Origin of the sequence: Mucilaginibacter sp. P19 (assembly GCF_050632265.1) — a bacterium.
GTDB lineage: Bacteria > Bacteroidota > Bacteroidia > Sphingobacteriales > Sphingobacteriaceae > Mucilaginibacter > Mucilaginibacter gossypii.
In genome coordinates this window covers 3,167,645-3,187,804 of sequence record NZ_CP192586.1, presented here as the reverse complement: position 1 = coordinate 3,187,804, position 20,160 = coordinate 3,167,645, and the positions used below count along the sequence as shown (strand labels likewise).

Here is a 20,160-nt window from a genome sequence, read left to right as displayed (position 1 = left end):
TGAAATAGCGGCTTTATTGAAAGCATCAATGTAATATTTCGGTCTCGTCGCGCTCGTACACAATCCATTTACCATAAACAAAGTTCCCTAAATGAATATGTTTAACAAGCCCTGTTACCGTAAAATATGTAACTAATCTGTACAGAATATATTAATTTATTTATCCTCAATATTCTTCAGGAAATTGAGGGGTTAATCCAACTTCAAAACTGCCATAAATGCCGACTGCGGTATCTCTACGTTACCTACCTGACGCATGCGTTTTTTTCCTTGTTTCTGTTTTTCCAGCAGTTTACGCTTACGGGAAATATCACCACCATAACATTTGGCTGTCACGTCTTTACGTAGAGCTTTTACTGTTTCGCGGGCTATGATCTTGGCGCCGATTGAAGCCTGGATAATAATCTCAAACTGCTGACGCGGTAAAAGTTCCTTTAATTTTTCACAGATCTTTTTACCAAAATCGTATGAGTTACCGCGGAAGATCAGGGATGAAAGTGCGTCAACAGGTTCGCTGTTTAAGCGGATATCGAGTTTAACCAGATCTGACTGGCGATAACCTATCTGATGATAATCAAACGAAGCATAACCTTTTGAAATGGTTTTTAACTTGTCGTAAAAATCAAATACGATCTCGCCCATTGGCATCTCGAAGATCAGCTCAACACGCTCGGATGTGAGATATGACTGATTTACGATGGTACCGCGTTTTTGAATACAAAGCGACATTACCGGGCCAACAAATTCAGATTTGGTGATGATAGTAGCTTTAATATAAGGCTCTTCTACAAAGTCAATTTTACTTGGATCAGGTAGATCGGACGGGTTATTTACCGTAAACGAATCGCCCTTGGTGGTGTGAGCCAAATATGATACGTTGGGAACGGTAGTGATCACCGTCATGTTAAATTCGCGCTCCAAACGCTCCTGGATGATCTCCATATGCAGCATGCCCAGGAAACCGCAACGGAAACCAAAGCCTAAAGCCGCTGATGATTCCGGTTCAAAAACCAACGATGCATCATTGAGCTGTAATTTAGCCATTGACTCACGAAGTTCTTCATAATCTTCGGTATCAACCGGGTAAATACCGGCAAATACCATTGGCTTTACTTCTTCAAAGCCCTGAATCCCTACTTCGCAGGGACGGTCAACGTGGGTAATGGTGTCACCAACTTTAACCTCTTTTGCTTCTTTTATGCCTGATATGATATAACCTACGTCGCCGGTTTTGATTACGTCTTTAGCTAACGGGCGCAATTTAAGCGTGCCAACTTCATCAGCAAGGTATTGCTTTTCGGTAGCGACGAATTTTACTTTATCGCCTTTTCGGATCTCGCCGTTTACAACTTTAAAATAAGCTATAATACCACGGAACGAGTTGAAAACCGAATCAAAGATCAGGGCTTGCAGCGGAGCTTTAGGATCACCTACCGGAGCGGGCACACGCTCAACAATGGCGCGTAAAATATCATGAACACCCATGCCGGTTTTGCCCGATGCGGCAAGGATCTCCTCACGTTTGCAGCCTATAAGATCGACTATTTGATCCTTAACTTCCTCGGGCATAGCGCCGGGAAGGTCCATTTTATTCAGGATCGGGATAATTTCCAGGTCGTTCTCTAAAGCCAGATAGAGGTTTGAAATGGTTTGCGCCTGGATACCCTGCGCAGCATCAACTATCAGTAAAGCGCCTTCACACGCTGCTATGGAACGTGATACTTCATATGAAAAATCCACGTGACCGGGGGTATCGATCAGGTTGAGCACGTATTTTTGCCCGTCAAGCACATAATCCATTTGTATGGCATGGCTTTTTATGGTGATGCCGCGCTCGCGTTCTAAATCCATATCGTCAAGCAATTGTGCCTGGGATTCGCGCTGCGTTATGGTGTTAGTATACTCTAATAACCTATCAGCAAGTGTGCTTTTGCCGTGGTCGATATGTGCTATGATACAAAAATTACGAATGTGCTCCATTGAACCGCAAAAATAACTTTTTAAACCGATAATTTGTATCGGCTAATAAATTAACTATTTTGAAATGTTTAATTTAAATAATATCCGAACAAAATGGCTGTATCGGCAAGCATAATAAGTGATATTGAGTGCAAGCTAAACGCTCAGATTAAGAATGTAAGCCGGGTAAGCGGAGGAGATATTAATCAAGCCTACTGCTTGCAAACCACGTTAGGTGATTTTTTTATTAAGATAAATAACCTCCATAAATTTCCGGGCATGTTTAAAAGCGAGGTGAGTGGTTTAGCTGCTATCCGCAAAACAAATACAATAGCTGTACCTGAGGTTGTTTTACAGGGCGATACCGGTGACGAAAGTTATCTTATGCTGCAATGGATTGAAGCAGGATACGGCGATGCTATATCATCGCAAAAATTGGGCAGGCAACTTGCTCTCATGCATCGTGACACAGCTGCACAATTTGGGTTTGAAGCAGATAATTATATGGGTTCGCTCCATCAAAGCAACAATCGACACAATAGCTGGGCCCGGTTTTTTATTGAAGAAAGGTTGCAGCCGATGGTTAAAATGGCTGTAGATAAAAGAAAGCTTACCCAAACCGATATTCACCAGTTTGATCAGCTCTATAAAAAGCTTCCAGGTTTATTTACAGAAGAACCACCCGCATTACTGCACGGAGACCTTTGGGGAGGCAATTACTTGATTGATACCAGTGGCAAACCTTACCTGATCGATCCGGCGGTTAGTCATTGTAACCGCGAGTTTGATATTGCGATGACCACGCTTTTCGGTGGTTTTGACCGCGCTTTTTATGAGGCTTATAACCAGGAATTTCCGTTACGGCCCGGCTGGCAACAGCGTCTTAAACTTTGGAACCTTTATCCGCTGCTGGTTCACGTAAACCTGTTTGGCGGTATGTACGCCAGGGAGGTGAGGAGGAGCCTTTCGGCATTTATTTAGTTTGTGCCCTGTACAAAGATTGGTGTTTCGGTTACTTTAACAATAAGTTTCCCGTTAACTGTTTTTAGGGTTGTTTTAACAACATTATCGGCACCTGTTTTTAGTGTGTAAACATTTGCTTTGGCTGTGCCGAGGTTGAGTGTGTATGTGCCTGTACGTGCCCGATAATCAGGGATGGTTAATACGTACATGCTTTGTAAACCTAATGAATACTTATCAACCAACGGGTCGGTATTAATGGTGGCTGAATAGGTATAGTTACCCATTAATTTTGATGTTTGCAATATAAAATCGGCGGCAGGTCTGCGTTTGCCATTTTCGGCTAAACCAGATGTAGCATATTGACCAGCAGCATTAGGGGCATCGTCAAAAAGCTGGTAATAAAATACACGTTGTATACCATGCCTGATGTAAAGAAGCGAAGTTCTTAAAATCCAATCTGCCTGGGTGTTTTTCGATGTCTTTTGCCCTACATCTAAAGCTCTCTGATAGCTTCCCTTGTTTATATCGTAGCCAGACTCGGTTACCCAAACAGGGATTGGTTTAACAAAAGAATTTGCATACTGAACAAACGAATCAGCAATTTGCCCCGCCATCGACAATTCCGGCGGCAGGCCAAACGTGGCAGACTGATGTGTTAAAATATTACCGTTATTGTTGTAATAGTGGTAGTTAATAATATCAAAACACAGATTGATACTGCCGTTGGCTCTGTAACCACGGTTGATGCGGCACCACTCTACCATTTTCTTTACAAAATTTATGTCGGCTGTAGCTAATCCACCCATTATCACTTTCATATTAGGATCAGCATTTTTTACACCGGCATTTTTTCCTAACTTCCCCTTGTTGCCATCATAAAAGGCCGACATATTAGCTGCATACTCTTCAGCGGTTTGTTGTGTTGCCGATCCTTTCCACCATTTATCGCGCTCATTATCACACTCTACGTAAGTTATAAGGCCCATGCCCACTTTTACCTGGTTAGGCGAGTCATCTGCCCATCGCATGCTGGTGTCAACTTTTATCAATGCCTTGTTAATATTAGTATTATAGCCATACCTGGCGGCAAATTGAAAGGCCATGTGCGCCTGCTCAATATAGCTTGCCGGATCAGCCTTACTTAAGCCATAAATAAGCGGCGCATTTTCAAGATCCCGCATATTGTTAGGATAAGTATTAACCAACCATGGCGGACAATTTTTTATATCTGCTAAAACCAATATACCTTCCTGCTTGCAACGGCTATAAATGAGATCATAGTTCCAGTTGTCTTTATGAGTGGGGTTGAAGGTATAGCTGCCTTTAGTGCTTTCCATCCGGGCCCAGCCTAAATAATGCCTTACTGCACTGAATGACTTGATAAGGTTCATGTTGGTTTCGTAAATGGCTCCTTTTTGCTCCGGATTGGCGGGATCCTGCAAAAAATTCCATTCATACGCGTTTATGCCAAACATGTTTTTAAGCGGAATATTTGAACTCGTAGCTGAAATTGTGTGAATAGATTTAATAGTTGTAATGCCTTCTGAGCTTTTTTGCGGCCGGCAGCGATTAAATGAAAAAGTAAATAACGATAACATTAACAGTATCTTATGGTTAATTAACAGCTTCATCCTTTGAGTGGTTTTTAGCGGGTAAACTATAATTAAATCCGGGCCGATAACAAGACTTCTTCAATGAATTTCATCGTTTTACAAACAACAATCGGCTAACTTTTTGTGAAGGCTTTTCAATAAAATTTGAGTTATTATAAGCATGGATAATTTAGGTTTTAACGAATAGCTTACCGCACAGGTTTCGATTTATTGCTATTGTAAAGATGAAAGTTGTTCAGTCGGTTCAGATAAACAGTGCAAATAAAAAGCCCGGACACACCGGGCCTTAAAATATAAGTTTTTAGGTTTATTTCAATCTTACATAAGTTTCAATGATCTCATGATCAACTTTAAGGCTGTCTATCTTCTCAATTCCTTTTTGAGTTAGGGTATCATTTTTCATTGTGAGCTTAAATTTGAAATCCCTGTTTTCCCAATCGCGGGCATCGCAATAAGCCAGATGCTCGGTATAATCGTCGCCGGATAGTGTATAAGTGCCCGCGCCCGACGAATAAACCGGTTTGGCTGTTTTGCCGTGTACCAGGTCATGCGTGAAGAAGGCGAAGTTAGTGGCGTTAAACATTTTAAACATTTCCTGGTCTTTGGGAGGGGTGGTTACTGTAGTATCGCCCTTCATAATGCTTTTGCTTGATATCAGATGCCAGGTCCCGTCAAGCTTACCGGCTGGTTCGATTGTTTCTGTAGTTGCCTTCGGCGGGTTACTGCATGAGCATAACGCGAGCAATAAAAAAGATGCTAAGTAATAGGTTTTCATGGTGTTAATGAAGGTTATTGATATACAATAATAACATAAAAAAAGCATCGGCTATCATATTTGCCGATGCTTTTTAAAATAATTTCAAAAGTTTATGTTATTCGCCGCGTTTAAGGCCAAATTTTTCAATTTTACTGTAAAGATGACTGCGTTGAATATCGATATCATCAGCAGTTTTTGAAACGTTCCAATTATTTTTTCCAGCTTGAATTTGATGTATTCACGCTCCGCAAAGTCTTTATATTCCTGAAAGTTATTGAATTGATCAAAATCCGTTTGCGGTGCAGGAGCGGCGGCGCTGCCAGTGCCAACTGCTGTTGGTGCAGATGGGTTGGCAAACGCTCTAACATCGTTATCTGTAATAACTTTATCACTCAGGATGATCAAACGCTCAACCATGTTGCGGAGTTCACGAATATTACCGGTCCATGGCAGGGCTTTAAGGGCCTCAAGTGCAGCATCAGAGATTTTTTTAACGGGCATGCCATATTCATTGCAGATCTCATCCAAAAAGCTTTGAGTTAACAACGGGATATCGTCTTTGCGTTCAATAAGCGGTGGTACGTGGATCAATATTACACTTAGGCGGTGGTACAAGTCCATACGGAAATTACCGGCTTCAATTTCTTTCAGCAGGTCCTTGTTGGTTGCCGCTACTACACGTACATCAACGTCAATTTCCTTTTCGCCGCCTACGCGTGTAATCTTATTTTCCTGTAATGCACGCAATACCTTAGCCTGGGCCGACTGGCTCATGTCACCTATCTCATCCAAAAACAAAGTGCCGCCATTTGCCGATTCAAATTTACCGATGCGTTGTTTAATGGCTGATGTAAACGAACCTTTTTCATGACCGAATAGTTCACTTTCAATTAACTCTGATGGAATGGCAGCACAGTTTACCTCAATAATAGGTGCACTTGAGCGGTTTGATTTTTCGTGCAACCAACGCGCAACCAGCTCTTTACCACTGCCATTGGCACCCGTAACCAATACGCGGGCATCGGTGGGGGCCACCCGGTCAATAGTTTCTTTTATTTTAAGGATAGCCTGCGATTCGCCTAAAATCGAGCGCACCTTTGATACTTTACGTTTAAGGACCTTAGCCTCAACAACAAGACTTCCCCTGTCAAGCGCGTTACGAACGGTAATGAGCAGGCGATTCAGATCAGGTGGTTTCGAAATAAAGTCAAATGCGCCTTTTTTGCTGGCTTCCACAGCGGTTTCAACCGTGCCGTGGCCTGATATCATGATGAAAGGAAGATCGGGTTTAATGGCAAGGCCTTCTGTAAGTACTTCCATGCCATCCATGCGGTTCATTTTAATGTCGCACAGTACCAGGTCATAGTCTTTTTTTCAATTAACTGAAGGCCGTCAACCCCGTTATCTACATCTTCAACCTCGTAATCTTCATACTCTAAAATCTCGCGAAGCGTATTACGAATAGACCGTTCATCATCAATTATTAAAATTTTAGCCATGTTTTGTAATTATGTACCGATATGTAATTGTTTGCTAATATATGGGTTTGTATAGAAAAACAAACACTTTTAATGTGCTATAAAGGTTTAAGGCGGATAAATGTTTGCAGGGTTATAAAATTTATTAAAAATAAATAGATACAAATAAAAAAACCCCTCGCTTTACAGCAAGGGGTTTATACAGCAGCAAACCTATAAGCCGGGTTCTGTTTTGCCTTTTTAAAGGGCAACTTCTATCATTTATCTGGCCCTGTTATCACTAACAGGTTTAAACAACCTACCCATCCTAACGACCTACCTTGCGGCAGATACGGGAGCGAGCAACTCCGCTTTCAGGACCTATTTGGTTTTTCAACTCCTGAGGTTTACCGTCATAGCCGGTCGCCCGGTTATGCCGTGAGCTCTTACCTCACGTTTTCACCCCTTACCCACCTAAGCGGGCGGTATTTTCTCTGTGGCACTTTGCTGTCGCCGGCTGCCGGCGCCTTCCCGTTAGGAAGCAGGATGCTCTGTGTTGCCCGGACTTTCCTCCGCCAAACAAGCTGGCAGCGATAGAACGTTTTGCGGGGATAAAGATAGGGAAATTTTGTGGTTCATGGCTGATAGTTCATGGATCATGGTAAAATGGAGCCGACCAATAAGTCTTTGCTATGAACCATGAACTAAAAACTATTTGCAGTTTCTAAGATCATCCTGAACCTGCTGCAAAGTAACTGTCCCCATCTTATTACCAAAGGAATTGGAGACATAAGTAAGCACTTTAGCAATTTCTAAGGGCGCAATATCATCCGCCTGCATGTCATCGTCAAATGTTCTGCCGGCTACAGTTATTTTTCTTTTAAGGCCGTTTTTGATAAAACAGGCAAGTACAGCTTTGTTCTGTTTTAGATACGTTGAATCTGTTAATGGCGGGATAAGCGATGACAGGCCTTGTCCTTTATCGCCATGGCAATTTTGACAATGCTGCTGGTAAACAAGGCTTCCGCCAGAGTAATAGCGTTTAAACTCAATTTGATCATCGCTTTGGCATGATGCACCAATTATGATCAGCAAAATAGCTATAGCGCCTATTGCCTTTATCTTCATTTGGCAGTAATTTGGTCGGGGTCGGCTTTCAGGGTTTTGATATCGGCAATCAGCTTGGTTACTTCTGCCGGATCTGTTCCTTCGTAGGTACCGCGAATACGTTTTTGTTTATCTATCAAAATAAAAAAGCCGTCATGGATATATTCGCCTTTGGGATTTTTTTCGGATACACTTTGCAGGTAGCTTTTGGCAATTTTATAAGTATCGCCTTTTTCACCATGCAACAACCACCAGGTATTGCCCGCAATCCCTAATTTATCCGCATAGCGTTTTAATACGGGCACGGTATCATATTTGGGATCGATGGTATGCGAAATGATCCTGAAGTTATCATCATCCTTAAACTCCTTGTATACATTAAGCATATTTCGGTGCATCACCGGGCAAATAGAAGGGCAGGTGGTGAAAAAAGTCGGCTACATATATTTTTCCATCCAGGTTTTTCTGAGTTATAGTATCAGCATACTGGTTTACAAACTTGAAGGGTGGGATAGTGGCGTACTCAGTATCTGTTACTGTTTTGCCATTAACCGTTTTAGTTACCGGAGTTTTATAACCCAATATTGGAAGGGCGGTTTTAGTATTTGATTTGCAGGCATTGAAAAGCATTAATATAACAATGCCTATCCACAATTTCCTCATTTTTTTGCCGGTATTTGGGTTATATATTTAGTTGAGCCGGTAACAGCTACATTTATTTGGGTATCTATTTTGCTGATGAGCTTCTTTTGAGCTTCAAGATAGTCCATAATTTCCTGATGGGATTTGCCTTTGTTTTCCGCATCAAATTTATGCATCCAGTCGCTCATCGCATTATCAGCATCATCAACCAGTTTTAAATAAACCTGCGCGCTGTCTTTATTGATATTGGGAGCGTTCTTTTTTATCAGGCTATCCAGCAGTATCTTATTTTTCATCAATTGCTCGTCATTGGCCATTACTTTATCATGTACGGCAATTACCTGTTTTAAAAGATCTTTTTCCTGTTTTTTAGTGTCGGTGCAACCTAATAACAAGGCAATGCCTGCAGCTGCGAATAGATGTTTTTTCATGGTTTTTGATGCGTGATAAAACTTGGCAAATATGCTAAATGTTTAGCTGTTTAACACCCTTAAATAATAACTATAGTCTGTAACAGGTAAAGTTTTTGTACCCGCAAACTTTAGCTGTTGCCCAATTTGGGCCCTGGTATGTGTACCATGGTTAAGAACCTGCGTAATAATATCGCCAAGTTGGTTTTCAAAATAGTCGCCGGTAAAGCTATGATACGGAATTATGCTATTCAGATCTTCCTCATCGATTTCGTTTAAAAATGTGACCCATGCTTCATAACGCTCCGGTACCTGTTTTTTGCATTGCTCAATTGTAACATTTTCGGGCCATGTGTTAGGCAGAGAAGAAGGGATAAGTTTGCATCTTTCGAGCCATACCTGTTCGGCGGCCAGCAGATGGCCCATCAGTTTAAGCGTTACCTCCGGCGAACCGTTTGCTTCCATTGTCTGTATCAACTGCTGATTGGCAAACAGGTTATAACCAAACATTTTTATAAAGTGTGTTTTCATAGCGTTTGTAAATTAATGGCTAAAGTATTAAAGCAATTTTGTATATTTATGAAAATGCTGGTTAACAATTAAATAACATAGTTGTCACATTCAGCAAACATCTGCTTGTTACCTTTATTTTATAGCTAAAACACAAAGGTTATGAAATTCATTATCAATATCTCTAAACTGCTGATTAATTTCCGTCAGTGGATGATGCTTAAAAGTATGCGTTCGTCGTTCATACATTAAGTTATCACTTATAATTCTTCATTTATAAATATAATTGCACTTTTGGGCTTGTAGCTCAAATTAATGGAACTTACTGACCGGGAAATACATTTAAGCAAAGATCTTTTTGGTGCCGACTTTGAATGGGGCGTTTCAACTGCTGCTTTTCAGGTAGAAGGATCTCATGATGCCGATGGAAAAGGACTATCTGTGTGGGATGTTTTTACCACAAAAAAAGGAAAGATCCTGAATGGCGACCATGCACAAACCGCTTGCGATTTTTACAATTTGTATGAGCGTGATATCGACCTCATAAAAGAACTTAATATCCCCAATTTTCGTTTTTCTATATCCTGGACCCGTATTTTGCCCGAAGGCACCGGGAAAATTAACCAGGCCGGCATTGATTATTATAACCGGGTAATCAACTACTGTATTAAGCAAGGCGTTGAACCCTGGTTAACTGTTTATCACTGGGACCTTCCGCATGTGCTTGAAGTTAAAGGCGGCTGGACAAATCGTGAAGCAATAAACTGGTTTAGTGAGTTTATCACTATTTGTGCTCAAAACTTTGGCGATAGGGTAAAACATTGGATGGTAATGAACGAGCCTGTAGTTTTTACGGGAGCCGGCTATTTTTTCGGCATCCATGCGCCGGGACGCAGTGGTATGAAAAACTTTGTGCCCGCCATACATCACGTTACCATGAGTATTGCTGAAGGTGGCAGGATCCTGCGAAAATTGCTGCCTTCAACGGCGCAAATAGGTACCACATTTTCGTGTTCGCAAATAGAGCCTTACACAGATAAGCCAAGGGATATAGCTGCCGCAGTCCGTGCCGACGCGCTGATCAATCGTCTATATATTGAACCTTTGTTGGGCATGGGTTACCCAATAAAAGACCTGCCTGCACTTAAAGATCTGAAAAAGTATTTTTATTCCGGTGACGAGGATAAGCTGAGATTTGATTTTGATTTTATCGGCATACAGAATTACACCCGCGAAATTGTAAAATATTCGTTTTTTACGCCGTATATCAACGCAAGTATGGTCAAAGCCGAAAAGAGGGGTGTTGACCTTACAGCTATGCGCTGGGAGGTTTACCCGCCTTCTATTTACCATATGATCAAAAAATATGATGCATATCCTAATGTTAAAAAGATTATCGTTACGGAAAACGGATCAGCTTTTCCCGATGAGGTTACTGATGGTGAAGTAAATGACCCCAAAAGATTAAAATACTTAAAGGATTACATAGCACAGGTGTTAAAGGCAAAAAACGAAGGCTGTAAAGTTAATGGCTATTTTGTGTGGACCCTCACCGACAATTTTGAATGGGCCGAAGGTTATCATCCGCGTTTTGGGCTGATTCATGTTGATCATGCAACCCAGCAGCGCACGGTTAAAACATCTGGCAGATGGTACGCTGAATTTCTGAAATAAGCTGTTAGTTTTTTGGCAGCGTGAAATTAAATGACGTGCCATTTTCGGTATCACTTTCAAACCAGATCCGGCCGTTATGATCTTCAATAATTTGCTTACAGATGGAAAGACCAAGGCCAAATGATTTTTCACCAGCGGTTCCGGGGCGTTTAGCATCTGTAAACATGTTAAATACCTGGTTTTTGAGCTTTTCGGGAATCCCTATACCGCGATCTTTTACAGAAAACTGGATTTCGTTTTCCAAATCAATAGCCATAACTAAAATAGCAGATCCTTCCGGACTGAATTTAATGGCATTACTGATCAGATTGCTAATCACCCGCCATATTTTTTCACGACTAATGTAAATTTCGAGTGGTGAATTTAACAGGAAAGTATTGATAATCTGCTGCTTTTCAGCGGCCTTAAAACGCATCAACTCAACACTATTGCTCAATAAGGAATTAACTTCAACCGCTTCTTTATGTAATATAGCCGAAGCGGATTCAGTGGCTTCCAGAATTTCATTGATTAGTTCAATGGAGTTAAATGAAGTCTCCCGGATAATATTTAACAGCTCTTTTTGTTCGTCGCTATAATTTTCCTCTGTCATTACACTGGTAAGCGAAGCTATTCCGCCTATAGGGTTGCGCAGATCATGTGCAACAGTACGTAAAATCCGGTCCTTTTCCTGGTTATTGAGTTTTAAATCACGGAGGGCGTTTTCAAGATGGTGGTTTTGATGGTTTATCTGGCTGTTAAGGCTTCCAAGTGTTTTAATGTTCTTTTTTGATTTTTGCCAGTTTAAAAATACCAGGGAAATGATAATAATGAGCATCAGGGCAAAAACAACAGTTACCCTCAGATAAATATGCTGCAATTCATTGTTTTTTTTAAGGTTATTAAACTCGTTATCTTTTTCAAGGCTTTTAACCTGTTCTGCAACGTCGGCTTCTTTTAGTTTTTTGTTTTCATTTGCTATGATGTCCTTAAGTTCATCATATTGCTTATAGTGCGTCATAGCCTGCTGATGATCATTCTGCTTCTCGAAATAATTTGACATCAATAAGTGCCATTTTTGTTTTGTTTCCCTACTTTGGACACTATCAAACTGGAGGCTAATAATATTGAGGAGGTTTAATAAAGAGTCATTTAAGTTTTGCTGATCATATATAGATGCAAGCTTTAATTCGGAGTGTTGAGCGTCATTATTATCGTTTCCTTTGCGCAGATTGATAGCTATACTTTTTCTGAGAAGACTTTTAGCCTTGTTATAATCTTTTTCCCTGATACTTATATCAGCCATATTGCCATATACAACCCCTTTGGATACTTCCCCCATTTGGGGCCTGTCTTTAAACCTTGCAATGTTATCATTAATGTAATCGAGGGCTTTGTTGTAAAAATGCATGGCACTATCATTCATCAACATTTTACTGTAGCTTAAACCTATATTATTCAATAGTTCCTGCCTGCGATAAAAATAATTGAAGTTTCCTTCGCATGACCTGGTTTCATCAAAGCTTTTTTAAAATATACGGCAGCCCGGCTGTAATGTTCCTGCTTATACAAGATCATGCCCATCCGGTAGCTGTAATCTCCCATGGTACAATCGTCAAGGTTATTATTGGCAATTACTTTTCCTTCGTAAAAATAACTGTAAGCTTCGTTGTAACGATGCTCGTCAAATAACACATCTCCCTTGGCAAGATGAGCCTGGCCATATTCACTGGTAAATTTTAGTTTCTTCTCCGGCGTATCGAAAATATTAAGCATACTGTCGGCGTAAAGCAAAGCCATTTTTCGATCGGCCTTTATATGCGAAGCATAATTATAGATAAAATAATAGTAGTTATAAACCTGTTTGAAGCTAAGGTTGCTTGAATGACGGAAGGCCGAATCAAGATAATTTACTGCTGCTTTGTGATGCCCATTATCATACATTATCGTTGCAGTGTCAACAGCCTTATTATATGCTGAAGACGAAAGAAAGCCCTTTGACTGTTGCCCGCATGAAGTGGTTATCAACAAAAAGTAAACAAAAAGCAAACAACCCTGTATATTACCGGATAGCCATATTTGCCTGAAGCTTTTGTATATAAACATCAATATTAAATTATGCGAGGTTTAGAGTTGATTGTAAAACAAAGGTAATCTATAAAAAAATAAAAATGACCGGGTTGTTTTACCAATATTTTTTTATTTATCTATCACCTGTCCAAAATAAATTGGTTTGGAATAACCGATATGTTAAGATGCCTGGGCCGGAAGATAGACGTAAAAACTTGAACCATTATTTGATTCGCTTTTTAGCCAAATCCTGCCGCTATGTTTTTCAACTATTTGACGGCAGATGGAAAGCCCGAGGCCAAATGATTTTTCGCCGTCGGTACCGGGCCGTTTAGCTTCGGTGAACATATTAAACACTTGTTGCTGTAATTTATCAGGAATGCCTATACCGTAATCTTTAACACATATTTCAACACCTTGATGTTTTTGGTTTACAATTACATAAATAACGGCACCTTTGGGACTAAACTTTATGGCGTTACTAACCAGGTTGCTGATAACCCGCCATATTTTTTCCCTGTTTATTAGTATTTCAGTGGGAGCATCCAATAAGCTCAGCATGATATCCTGGTCTTTTTCAGCTGCTTTAAACCGCAACAAATCAACACTTTTATTAATGAGGCTGTTAATTTCAACCCATTCTTTATTAAAAGTCATGTTGGCTGTATTTGCCGCCTCTAAAATTTCATTGATGAGTTCGAGGGAATTATAGGAAGTTTCTTTTATGAGGTTGATCAGCTCTGTTTGTTCTTCATCAGTTGCATCATCAACCATTGAGGCCGATAACGATGCTATTCCTCCAAGCGGATTGCGGAGGTCATGTGCTACAGCCCGTAGAATTCGGTCTTTTTCCCTGCTTCCCCGGTTTACTTCTTCAAGTGTGTTTTCTAATTCGGTTTTTTGCAACTTAATTTGGTCGTTTAGCATTTTTATAGCTACCATATCTCGTTTTGACCTTTTAAGGTTACGAAAAACAAGGAAGATAATAATCACTGCCATCACTGAAAAAAGCACAGCAAGATAGATGTATATCAACTGCAGTTTATTATGACTTTTAAGATCTTCTATCTGATTTTCTTTATCAAAATTGGCTTGTTGCTGATTAATATCTGTCCGTTTTAATGATGAAGTTCTTTTTGTTGCCGAATCTTTTAACGATGAATAGTTTTTTAAATACAACAAGCTATTCTGGTAATCTTTTTTTGCAGATAATAATTACTCATCAAACCATTCCAGTTGGTTTCAGCGTCATCATTTTTGATAGTATCGAGCTGGGCGCGGAGTCTTTTCAGTAGTTCAAAAAGGTCGTTTGGTTTATTGGTTATTAAATATAGTCGGGCAAGTTTTATTTCGGTTAGTTCGGCATCGCGGTTATCATAACCTTGTTTTAAATTAATGGCGATACTTTTTTCAGTAATTCGTGTGCCTGGTTATAATTATGGGTTAATAAGGCCAGATCTCCCTGGTTGCCATATACTACGCCTCTTGCAACTTCAAGCAGGTTTGCCCTTTCGGCAAACCTTGAACTATTTTCATTGATATAAACAAGCGCCTTATTTAAATAAAGGCTTGAGCTGTCAATATCGTCACTGTTTTTATAGCTCTCGCCAATATTATCCAAAAGCTCCTGCCGCTGATAAAAGGCACGAAAATCATCAGCATAGGCATAGCTTTGCCTATGACTGATCTTGAAATAATTGGCCGCTTCCCTAAAATGCCCCTGCTTAAACATAATCATACCCATTCGGTAAGTGTATTCGGCCAGGATGGCATCGTCAATGGCGTTTTTGCCGATAGAGTAGCCCTTGTAAAAATACCTGTAAGCCTCATCGTATCTTACCAGGGCCGAATAGGTATCCCCGGTTGCGAAATCAGCTTCGGCAGCTAATTTAATATGCTGATCCGGGGTAACACTTTCGGTAGCCACAGCTCGCATAGTATCAGCATAAAGCATGGCTTTTTTAGGGTCATGCAGCCCTTTTAAATTGTAAAGAAAATGGAAGGCATAAAAACGGAACCTGTCGCTTACAAACGGGTGTTTTATAGTGCGGTAGGCTGAGTCAAGGTATTGAATGCCCTTCTGTGGTTGGGATCTTTCCCCATTATACAGGTTTACCGTATCAAATAGTGTTTTAAAGTGCCTGGAGTAATCGCCTGTATCATTAACGCTGTTTGCGCAGGAATTAAATATCAATAAAAAAGCCAGGGCCAGCCAAATTAAATGGTTGACCAGCAGTTTGTTTAAACTAACTGGGCTATCAGGGGTTGACAACATTAAGTGGTTACACCACAAATATAACGCTCATAATTATAATGAACAATATTTATGCGCATGAATAACACCGGCGCTGCTGAAAGTTAAAGTATATCGATTATCTATTACTTAAAAGCGTCGAGCCCGGTAACATCCATCCCGGTAATAAGCAGGTGAATGTCATGTGTCCCTTCATAAGTTATTACCGATTCAAGGTTCATCATGTGGCGCATAATAGGGTACTCGCCGGTAATACCCATACCGCCGAGCATTTGCCGGGCTTCACGGGCTATAGTAATGGCCGTTTCAACGCTGTTTCGCTTAGCCATTGATATTTGGGCAGGCGTAGCTCTGTTCTCATTTTTAAGTACTCCAAGACGCCAAACTAACAGCTGCCCTTTGGTGATTTCAGTAATCATTTCGGCCAGTTTTTTTGCTGAAGCTGAAATCCAGCTATCGGCCGGCCAAACTGCTCGCGTTCTTTGGTGTAACGGAGGGCTGTGTCGTAACAATCCATCGCAGCACCTAATGCACCCCAGGCAATACCGTAACGGGCCTGGTTTAAACAACCCAGCGGGCCTTTTATACCCGCTACGTTGGGCAGCAGATTCTCTTTTGGGACTTTAACATGATCAAAAACAAGCTCACCGGTTGCCGATGCCCTTAACGACCATTTATTATGGGTTGTAGGTGTGGTGAAACCTTCCATGCCGCGCTCAACTATCAGCCCGCGAATTTTACCAGCTTCATCCTTAGCCCAAACAACGGCAATATCAGCAAAAGGCGAATTGGAGATCCACATTTTAGCGCCATTAAGTATATAATGATCGCCGGCATCTTTAATGTTGGTCGTCATGCCACCAGGGTTTGAGCCATGATCGGGCTCGGTAAGGCCAAAGCATCCCATTAATTCACCACTCGCCAGCTTAGGAAGATATTTTTTACGCTGTTCTTCACTGCCGTAGGCATAAATGGGATACATCACCAGCGAACCCTGAACAGATGCTGTTGAACGGATGCCAGAATCGCCGCGCTCTAATTCCTGCATGATGATGCCGTAAGCAGTATAATCTAAGCCCGCTCCGCCATATTCTACTGGTATGGTAGGCCCAAAAGCACCTATTTCGGCAAGGCCTTTTAACAGTTGCGAAGGGAACTCAGCTTTTTGAGCGTACTCTTCAATAATGGGGCTCAATTCCTTCTTCACCCAATCACGAACTGATGAGCGGATCAACTTATGCTCATCGGTTAGTAACTCATCTAATAAATAGTAATCGGGGGCTTCGTACAGATCTGTTTTGGCCATAAAATTATAGTTGGTGGGCAAATATAAAGCATTTATCGCCGGTAAAAGCAAGCCAAAAACGCTGTTTTTTGATATGCGAAGCCACTTTATGATAAAAAGCAGGTTTAAACGGTTTAAAACATGTTTTTGATTGTAAAATATTTTTTGAGCTGCTGGAAATCAGCCGAAATAAAAATATTTTTAAAAGTCTTTCTATAGAGAGTGAGATTTAGAGAGGGCTTTTTTTTATTTTTGGCCATGATCAATATAGCCTTACAGGGCGCGGAGTTTTTCGCGTACCACGGATTTTATCCCGAAGAACAAAAAATAGGTTGCCGTTTTTTAGTTGATGTGAATGTTGGTTTTGTGCCTCCCGGCGATTTGCTGGAAGATAATCTAAGTAAAACTGTTGATTATGAACGTGTGTATATTATAACATGCGAAGAGATGAAACAACCACGTAAATTGATTGAAACCGTTGGTCAGGCAATTATTGATCGTATAAAAAAGAAATACCCGTTTGTTGAAAGTATTGAGGTTACCATTAAAAAACTTACTCCGCCCTTAAGCGGTAAGGTAGCGCATTCGGCTGTTATTATAAATTACAAGAAATCCTGATCATGGAATTCAATAAAATATCGGCTCAAATATTAGAGGCCATAACCGCAATTGTTGGCACCGGTAATGTTTTAACCGGCCAAGAAAGCCTCGAAAAGTACAGCCATGACGAAACCGAAGATCTTGTTTATTATCCGGAAGTTGTAGCGCGCCCGCAAACACCCGAAGAGGTTGCTGCATTGTTGAAAATCTGTAACGAAAACCTGATCCCCGTAACGCCGCGCGGAGCGGGTACTGGCTTAAGCGGTGGCGCCCTTCCGGTTAATGGCGGTTTGCTGATAGCCATGGAGCGTTTTAATAAAATCCTTGAAATTGATGAACAAAACCTGCAAGCTACCGTTGAACCCGGCGTTATAACTGAAGAGTTCATGAACGCGGTGGCTGCAAGAGGCTTGTTGTACCCCGTTGATCCGGCCAGTAAAGGTAGTTGCTTTATTGGAGGCAACGTATCGCATGGTTCAGGCGGGCCACGGGTTGTTAAATATGGAACCATCAGGGAGTATGTGCTGAACTTACAGGTGGTTTTAACATCGGGCGAGATCATATGGACGGGTGCAAATACCCTTAAATATGCATCCGGTTATAATTTAACCCAATTGATGATTGGTTCGGAGGGCACTCTTGGCATTGTCACTAAAATTGTGGTGAAGCTTATTCCTGCTCCAACTTTAGATGCTTTGATGCTGGCCTCATTCCCAACCAATGAAGCTGCCTGTGCGGCGGTTTCAGCAATATTCAGAGCTGGTATTATTCCGTCGGCGCTGGAATTTATGGAGCGAAGAGGAGTGGAGTGGGTTAAGGAGCATGATGATATTGCTTTTGATTTGCAGGATGGTATTGAAGCGTTCTTATTGATTGAAGTAGATGGTACCAACCAGGACGTGATTTTTACCGATTGCGAAAAAATAAATGCAGTGCTTGAAGAGTTTGACTGCCGCGATGTGTTGTTTGCCGATTCGACTGCTCAAAAGGAAGAGCTTTGGCGTTTAAGGCGTACCATGGCGGTATCGGTAAAGTCAAACTCGGTTTATAAAGAGGAAGATACTGTTGTACCCCGCGCCGCACTGCCACCGCTGATTAAGGGAATAAAAGAAACCGGAGCTAAATATGGCTTCGAATCAGTTTGTTATGGCCATGCCGGCGATGGGAACCTGCATGTAAATATCATTAAAGCCAACATGAGCGATGACGACTGGAATAACAAGCTCAAATCCGGCATCCAGGAGATATTTGAATTAACTGTATCACTTGGCGGCACCTTGTCTGGTGAGCACGGCATTGGCCTGGTACAAAAAGAGTTTATGCCGATAAAATATTCGGAAATGCATTTTGCGTTGTGGAAAGGGATAAAGCACGTGTTTGATCCTAAAGGAATTTTGAACCCCGGGAAGATATTTTAGATTTCAAATGTGCGGATTATGGATGTGCAAATGTGCAGATTTCAGGTGCGTAAATGTTTGAATTAGATATGTAAGCTCCATTTGCATATTTGAAATCTGCGCAATACAAGCTTTACCAGCACATTTGAAATTTGCACATCAATACATTAATTCGTATTCAGAATTAACCTCGGTCTCGTCATAATTGATCATCCTGTGCCTTTCGGGAGATGGGATAGAAACAGATTTATTGGCCGAGTAATCGTAGCTGATACAAACCGTTTTGCCGGTTGTTACAATTTCTTCGCCATTGGGGGTTATTTTTACCAATACATGCATCATATCAAAACTGCTGTTGCCTATACGAATGGTACGTACATAGCAGGCAATATTATCCTGAACAGTAATAGGCTTAAGGTAGTTGATTTCCGACCGGCCCAGAATAATGCCGGTATTGCTCCAGTCCCAGTTGATAATTTCCTTCCAATAACCAATCCGGGCTATTTCAAAATAGGTAAGATAAACGGCGTTGTTTACATGTCCAAATGAATCGATATCCGAAAAGCGGATAGGGATAAGGGTTTTATATTTATAATCTGTAAGTTTTTCAGCCATTTTCGGTCATTTTGTCTGCCTAAAATATTTAATAGTGACTTTTTGTCGTTTGATATAGGCGGTTTTGCTGTTGGTACAGCAGTTGATCAATAGGTTACGAAGTTAACAAAAAACAAAACTTTAGGAGGATATAAAAATGACATTAGTAAAATTTAACAACGGCCTTAAAAACACTTCAGCTAACCCATTTTTTAGCGATGTATTTGATTCACTGATCAATGATTCATTTTTAAGTGATAAACTGATTGCCCGTGTGCCTGCAGTTAACATCGCAGAAACCGAAAATGAGTTTCATGTTGAACTGGCTGTACCTGGCTTAAAGAAAGAGGATTTTAAAATCAATCTTGACAAAAATGTATTAAGCGTAGCTGCAGAAAAGAAAGCCGAAAATGTTGAAGAAGGTAAAAAATTCAGCAAACGTGAATATAGCTACAATTCATTTGTAAGGTCATTCACATTGCCTGAAAGTGCCGATCAATCAAAAATTGAAGCCGATTATACCGATGGTATCCTGAAGCTTACTGTAGCAAAAAGAGAAGAAGCTAAATTTCAAACAAGAGAAATAGCTGTTAAATAATTAAAGACTGTTTTCATAAAGTAGTTAGTTTGGTTTGAAGGCCGCCCTGTTATGGGGCGGTTTTTTTTGCAAAATAACCGAGTTGTAGTTGTAAGATATTTTAACTAATGACTTAGTAGTTAAATTAAATAAAGACCATCCAAAGAGATGACCGTAGATTGTATCTCCCGTTTGATCGGAATGGCGTCAGGGCAATGTCTTAGGATAAGTAGCCCTTTTAATAAAAGAATAATTTGGTTAGGAATATCCTTGATTTGGTTTAAACGGTGCAGATCGTAATACAGACCTTTG

The 20,160-nt window shown here is 40.7% G+C and carries 18 protein-coding genes, 1 other RNA gene and 2 pseudogenes; 5 read left to right on the top strand and 16 right to left on the bottom strand.

What is annotated here, in order from left to right; all coding sequences use genetic code 11:
- Positions 1 to 192 precede the first annotated feature (192 nt).
- Positions 193 to 1,980 carry a translation elongation factor 4 gene (gene lepA / locus ACQ86K_RS15555; RefSeq protein ID WP_091163934.1) on the bottom strand — a complete coding sequence of 596 codons (1,788 nt, stop codon included), beginning with the start codon at positions 1,978 to 1,980 and terminating at the stop codon, positions 193 to 195.
- A gap of 93 nt (positions 1,981 to 2,073) precedes the next feature.
- Here lepA and ACQ86K_RS15550 point away from each other — a divergent pair, with 93 nt between their 5' ends.
- The gene (locus ACQ86K_RS15550; RefSeq protein WP_091163936.1) at positions 2,074 to 2,940 is read left to right on the top strand and encodes a fructosamine kinase family protein; all 867 of its coding nucleotides are present in this window, start codon (positions 2,074 to 2,076) and stop codon (positions 2,938 to 2,940) included.
- Here ACQ86K_RS15550 and ACQ86K_RS15545 read toward each other — a convergent pair.
- The 9 genes and pseudogenes from ACQ86K_RS15545 to ACQ86K_RS15505 form a co-directional block, all read right to left on the bottom strand.
- Complete coding sequence (locus tag ACQ86K_RS15545; RefSeq protein ID WP_143020709.1) at positions 2,937 to 4,397, bottom strand: hypothetical protein; 1,461 nt, start codon at positions 4,395 to 4,397, stop codon at positions 2,937 to 2,939. The two genes, ACQ86K_RS15550 and ACQ86K_RS15545, sit on opposite strands and share 4 nt — an antisense overlap.
- A 445-nt stretch (positions 4,398 to 4,842) precedes the next feature.
- A complete protein-coding gene (locus ACQ86K_RS15540) occupies positions 4,843 to 5,310 on the bottom strand; it encodes a hypothetical protein (RefSeq protein ID WP_091164930.1) in 468 nt (155 codons plus the stop codon).
- Positions 5,311 to 5,407: 97 nt separating this feature from the next.
- Positions 5,408 to 6,791, bottom strand: a pseudogene (locus ACQ86K_RS15535) (sigma-54-dependent transcriptional regulator).
- A 179-nt stretch (positions 6,792 to 6,970) separates the two neighbouring features.
- An RNA gene (gene rnpB / locus ACQ86K_RS15530) (RNase P RNA component class A) lies at positions 6,971 to 7,359 on the bottom strand.
- A gap of 101 nt (positions 7,360 to 7,460) precedes the next feature.
- Positions 7,461 to 7,877 (bottom strand): c-type cytochrome, encoded by a 417-nt coding sequence (locus ACQ86K_RS15525; RefSeq protein ID WP_091163943.1) that lies wholly within the window; start codon positions 7,875 to 7,877, stop codon positions 7,461 to 7,463.
- Positions 7,874 to 8,242 carry an SCO family protein gene (locus ACQ86K_RS15520; RefSeq protein WP_431200691.1) on the bottom strand — a complete coding sequence of 123 codons (369 nt, stop codon included), beginning with the start codon at positions 8,240 to 8,242 and terminating at the stop codon, positions 7,874 to 7,876. The genes ACQ86K_RS15525 and ACQ86K_RS15520 overlap by 4 nt, the downstream gene beginning before the upstream one ends.
- Positions 8,235 to 8,519: a hypothetical protein gene (locus tag ACQ86K_RS15515; RefSeq protein WP_431200690.1), complete on the bottom strand. Its 285-nt coding sequence runs from the start codon at positions 8,517 to 8,519 to the stop codon at positions 8,235 to 8,237. Before ACQ86K_RS15515 ends, ACQ86K_RS15520 begins: the two co-directional genes overlap by 8 nt.
- Positions 8,516 to 8,929, bottom strand: a complete 414-nt coding sequence (locus tag ACQ86K_RS15510) for a hypothetical protein (RefSeq protein WP_091163947.1) — start codon at positions 8,927 to 8,929, stop codon at positions 8,516 to 8,518. The genes ACQ86K_RS15515 and ACQ86K_RS15510 overlap by 4 nt, the downstream gene beginning before the upstream one ends.
- A 42-nt stretch (positions 8,930 to 8,971) precedes the next feature.
- A complete protein-coding gene (locus tag ACQ86K_RS15505; protein ID WP_091163949.1) occupies positions 8,972 to 9,439 on the bottom strand; it encodes a DinB family protein in 468 nt (155 codons plus the stop codon).
- A 294-nt stretch (positions 9,440 to 9,733) separates the two neighbouring features.
- Here ACQ86K_RS15505 and ACQ86K_RS15500 point away from each other — a divergent pair, with 294 nt between their 5' ends.
- Positions 9,734 to 11,092, top strand: a complete 1,359-nt coding sequence (locus ACQ86K_RS15500) for a GH1 family beta-glucosidase (protein ID WP_091163951.1) — start codon at positions 9,734 to 9,736, stop codon at positions 11,090 to 11,092.
- A gap of 4 nt (positions 11,093 to 11,096) precedes the next feature.
- Here the strand turns inward: ACQ86K_RS15500 and ACQ86K_RS15495 are convergent, their stop codons facing one another.
- From ACQ86K_RS15495 to ACQ86K_RS15475, 5 genes and pseudogenes are all read right to left on the bottom strand, one after another.
- Complete coding sequence (locus ACQ86K_RS15495) at positions 11,097 to 12,533, bottom strand: sensor histidine kinase (protein WP_431200689.1); 1,437 nt, start codon at positions 12,531 to 12,533, stop codon at positions 11,097 to 11,099.
- Positions 12,530 to 13,015 (bottom strand): tetratricopeptide repeat protein, encoded by a 486-nt coding sequence (locus ACQ86K_RS15490; RefSeq protein WP_431200688.1) that lies wholly within the window; start codon positions 13,013 to 13,015, stop codon positions 12,530 to 12,532. Before ACQ86K_RS15490 ends, ACQ86K_RS15495 begins: the two co-directional genes overlap by 4 nt.
- Before the next feature lie 306 nt (positions 13,016 to 13,321).
- On the bottom strand, positions 13,322 to 14,323 hold the full coding sequence (locus ACQ86K_RS15485) for a sensor histidine kinase (protein WP_431200687.1): 1,002 nt from the start codon (positions 14,321 to 14,323) through the stop codon (positions 13,322 to 13,324).
- A 205-nt stretch (positions 14,324 to 14,528) separates the two neighbouring features.
- Positions 14,529 to 15,416, bottom strand: a complete 888-nt coding sequence (locus ACQ86K_RS15480) for a tetratricopeptide repeat protein (protein ID WP_431200686.1) — start codon at positions 15,414 to 15,416, stop codon at positions 14,529 to 14,531.
- A 104-nt stretch (positions 15,417 to 15,520) separates the two neighbouring features.
- Positions 15,521 to 16,701 (bottom strand): annotated as a pseudogene (locus ACQ86K_RS15475) (acyl-CoA dehydrogenase family protein).
- Between the two features lie 237 nt (positions 16,702 to 16,938).
- Here ACQ86K_RS15475 and folB point away from each other — a divergent pair.
- Together folB and ACQ86K_RS15465 are read left to right on the top strand one after the other, a co-directional pair.
- Positions 16,939 to 17,298 (top strand): dihydroneopterin aldolase, encoded by a 360-nt coding sequence (gene folB, locus ACQ86K_RS15470; protein ID WP_090526249.1) that lies wholly within the window; start codon positions 16,939 to 16,941, stop codon positions 17,296 to 17,298.
- A gap of 2 nt (positions 17,299 to 17,300) precedes the next feature.
- Positions 17,301 to 18,698, top strand: a complete 1,398-nt coding sequence (locus tag ACQ86K_RS15465; protein WP_091163958.1) for an FAD-binding oxidoreductase — start codon at positions 17,301 to 17,303, stop codon at positions 18,696 to 18,698.
- A 138-nt stretch (positions 18,699 to 18,836) separates the two neighbouring features.
- Here ACQ86K_RS15465 and ACQ86K_RS15460 read toward each other — a convergent pair whose 3' ends face one another.
- Positions 18,837 to 19,292 carry an acyl-CoA thioesterase gene (locus ACQ86K_RS15460; RefSeq protein ID WP_431200685.1) on the bottom strand — a complete coding sequence of 152 codons (456 nt, stop codon included), beginning with the start codon at positions 19,290 to 19,292 and terminating at the stop codon, positions 18,837 to 18,839.
- 136 nt (positions 19,293 to 19,428) lie between these two features.
- Between ACQ86K_RS15460 and ACQ86K_RS15455 the strand changes: the two genes are divergently transcribed.
- Positions 19,429 to 19,869: an Hsp20/alpha crystallin family protein gene (locus ACQ86K_RS15455; protein ID WP_090525968.1), complete on the top strand. Its 441-nt coding sequence runs from the start codon at positions 19,429 to 19,431 to the stop codon at positions 19,867 to 19,869.
- The last annotated feature ends 291 nt before the right edge of the window (positions 19,870 to 20,160 follow it).

Bases quoted from the DNA above. Each gene is read 5' to 3' on its own strand.
- ACQ86K_RS15490 (WP_431200688.1), bottom strand. From the start codon at position 13,015: ATGTATGATAATGGGCATCACAAAGCAGCAGTAAATTATCTTGATTCG.
- ACQ86K_RS15505 (WP_091163949.1), bottom strand. From the start codon at position 9,439: ATGAAAACACACTTTATAAAAATGTTTGGTTATAACCTGTTTGCCAAT.
- ACQ86K_RS15510 (WP_091163947.1), bottom strand. From the start codon at position 8,929: ATGAAAAAACATCTATTCGCAGCTGCAGGCATTGCCTTGTTATTAGGT.
- folB (WP_090526249.1), top strand. From the start codon at position 16,939: ATGATCAATATAGCCTTACAGGGCGCGGAGTTTTTCGCGTACCACGGA.
- ACQ86K_RS15550 (WP_091163936.1), top strand. From the start codon at position 2,074: ATGGCTGTATCGGCAAGCATAATAAGTGATATTGAGTGCAAGCTAAAC.
- lepA (WP_091163934.1), bottom strand. From the start codon at position 1,980: ATGGAGCACATTCGTAATTTTTGTATCATAGCACATATCGACCACGGC.
- ACQ86K_RS15455 (WP_090525968.1), top strand. From the start codon at position 19,429: ATGACATTAGTAAAATTTAACAACGGCCTTAAAAACACTTCAGCTAAC.
- ACQ86K_RS15460 (WP_431200685.1), bottom strand. From the start codon at position 19,292: ATGGCTGAAAAACTTACAGATTATAAATATAAAACCCTTATCCCTATC.
- ACQ86K_RS15525 (WP_091163943.1), bottom strand. From the start codon at position 7,877: ATGAAGATAAAGGCAATAGGCGCTATAGCTATTTTGCTGATCATAATT.
- ACQ86K_RS15515 (WP_431200690.1), bottom strand. From the start codon at position 8,519: ATGAGGAAATTGTGGATAGGCATTGTTATATTAATGCTTTTCAATGCC.
- ACQ86K_RS15520 (WP_431200691.1), bottom strand. From the start codon at position 8,242: ATGCTTAATGTATACAAGGAGTTTAAGGATGATGATAACTTCAGGATC.
- ACQ86K_RS15540 (WP_091164930.1), bottom strand. From the start codon at position 5,310: ATGAAAACCTATTACTTAGCATCTTTTTTATTGCTCGCGTTATGCTCA.
- ACQ86K_RS15545 (WP_143020709.1), bottom strand. From the start codon at position 4,397: ATGTTTGGCATAAACGCGTATGAATGGAATTTTTTGCAGGATCCCGCC.
- ACQ86K_RS15480 (WP_431200686.1), bottom strand. From the start codon at position 15,416: ATGTTGTCAACCCCTGATAGCCCAGTTAGTTTAAACAAACTGCTGGTC.
- ACQ86K_RS15465 (WP_091163958.1), top strand. From the start codon at position 17,301: ATGGAATTCAATAAAATATCGGCTCAAATATTAGAGGCCATAACCGCA.
- ACQ86K_RS15500 (WP_091163951.1), top strand. From the start codon at position 9,734: ATGGAACTTACTGACCGGGAAATACATTTAAGCAAAGATCTTTTTGGT.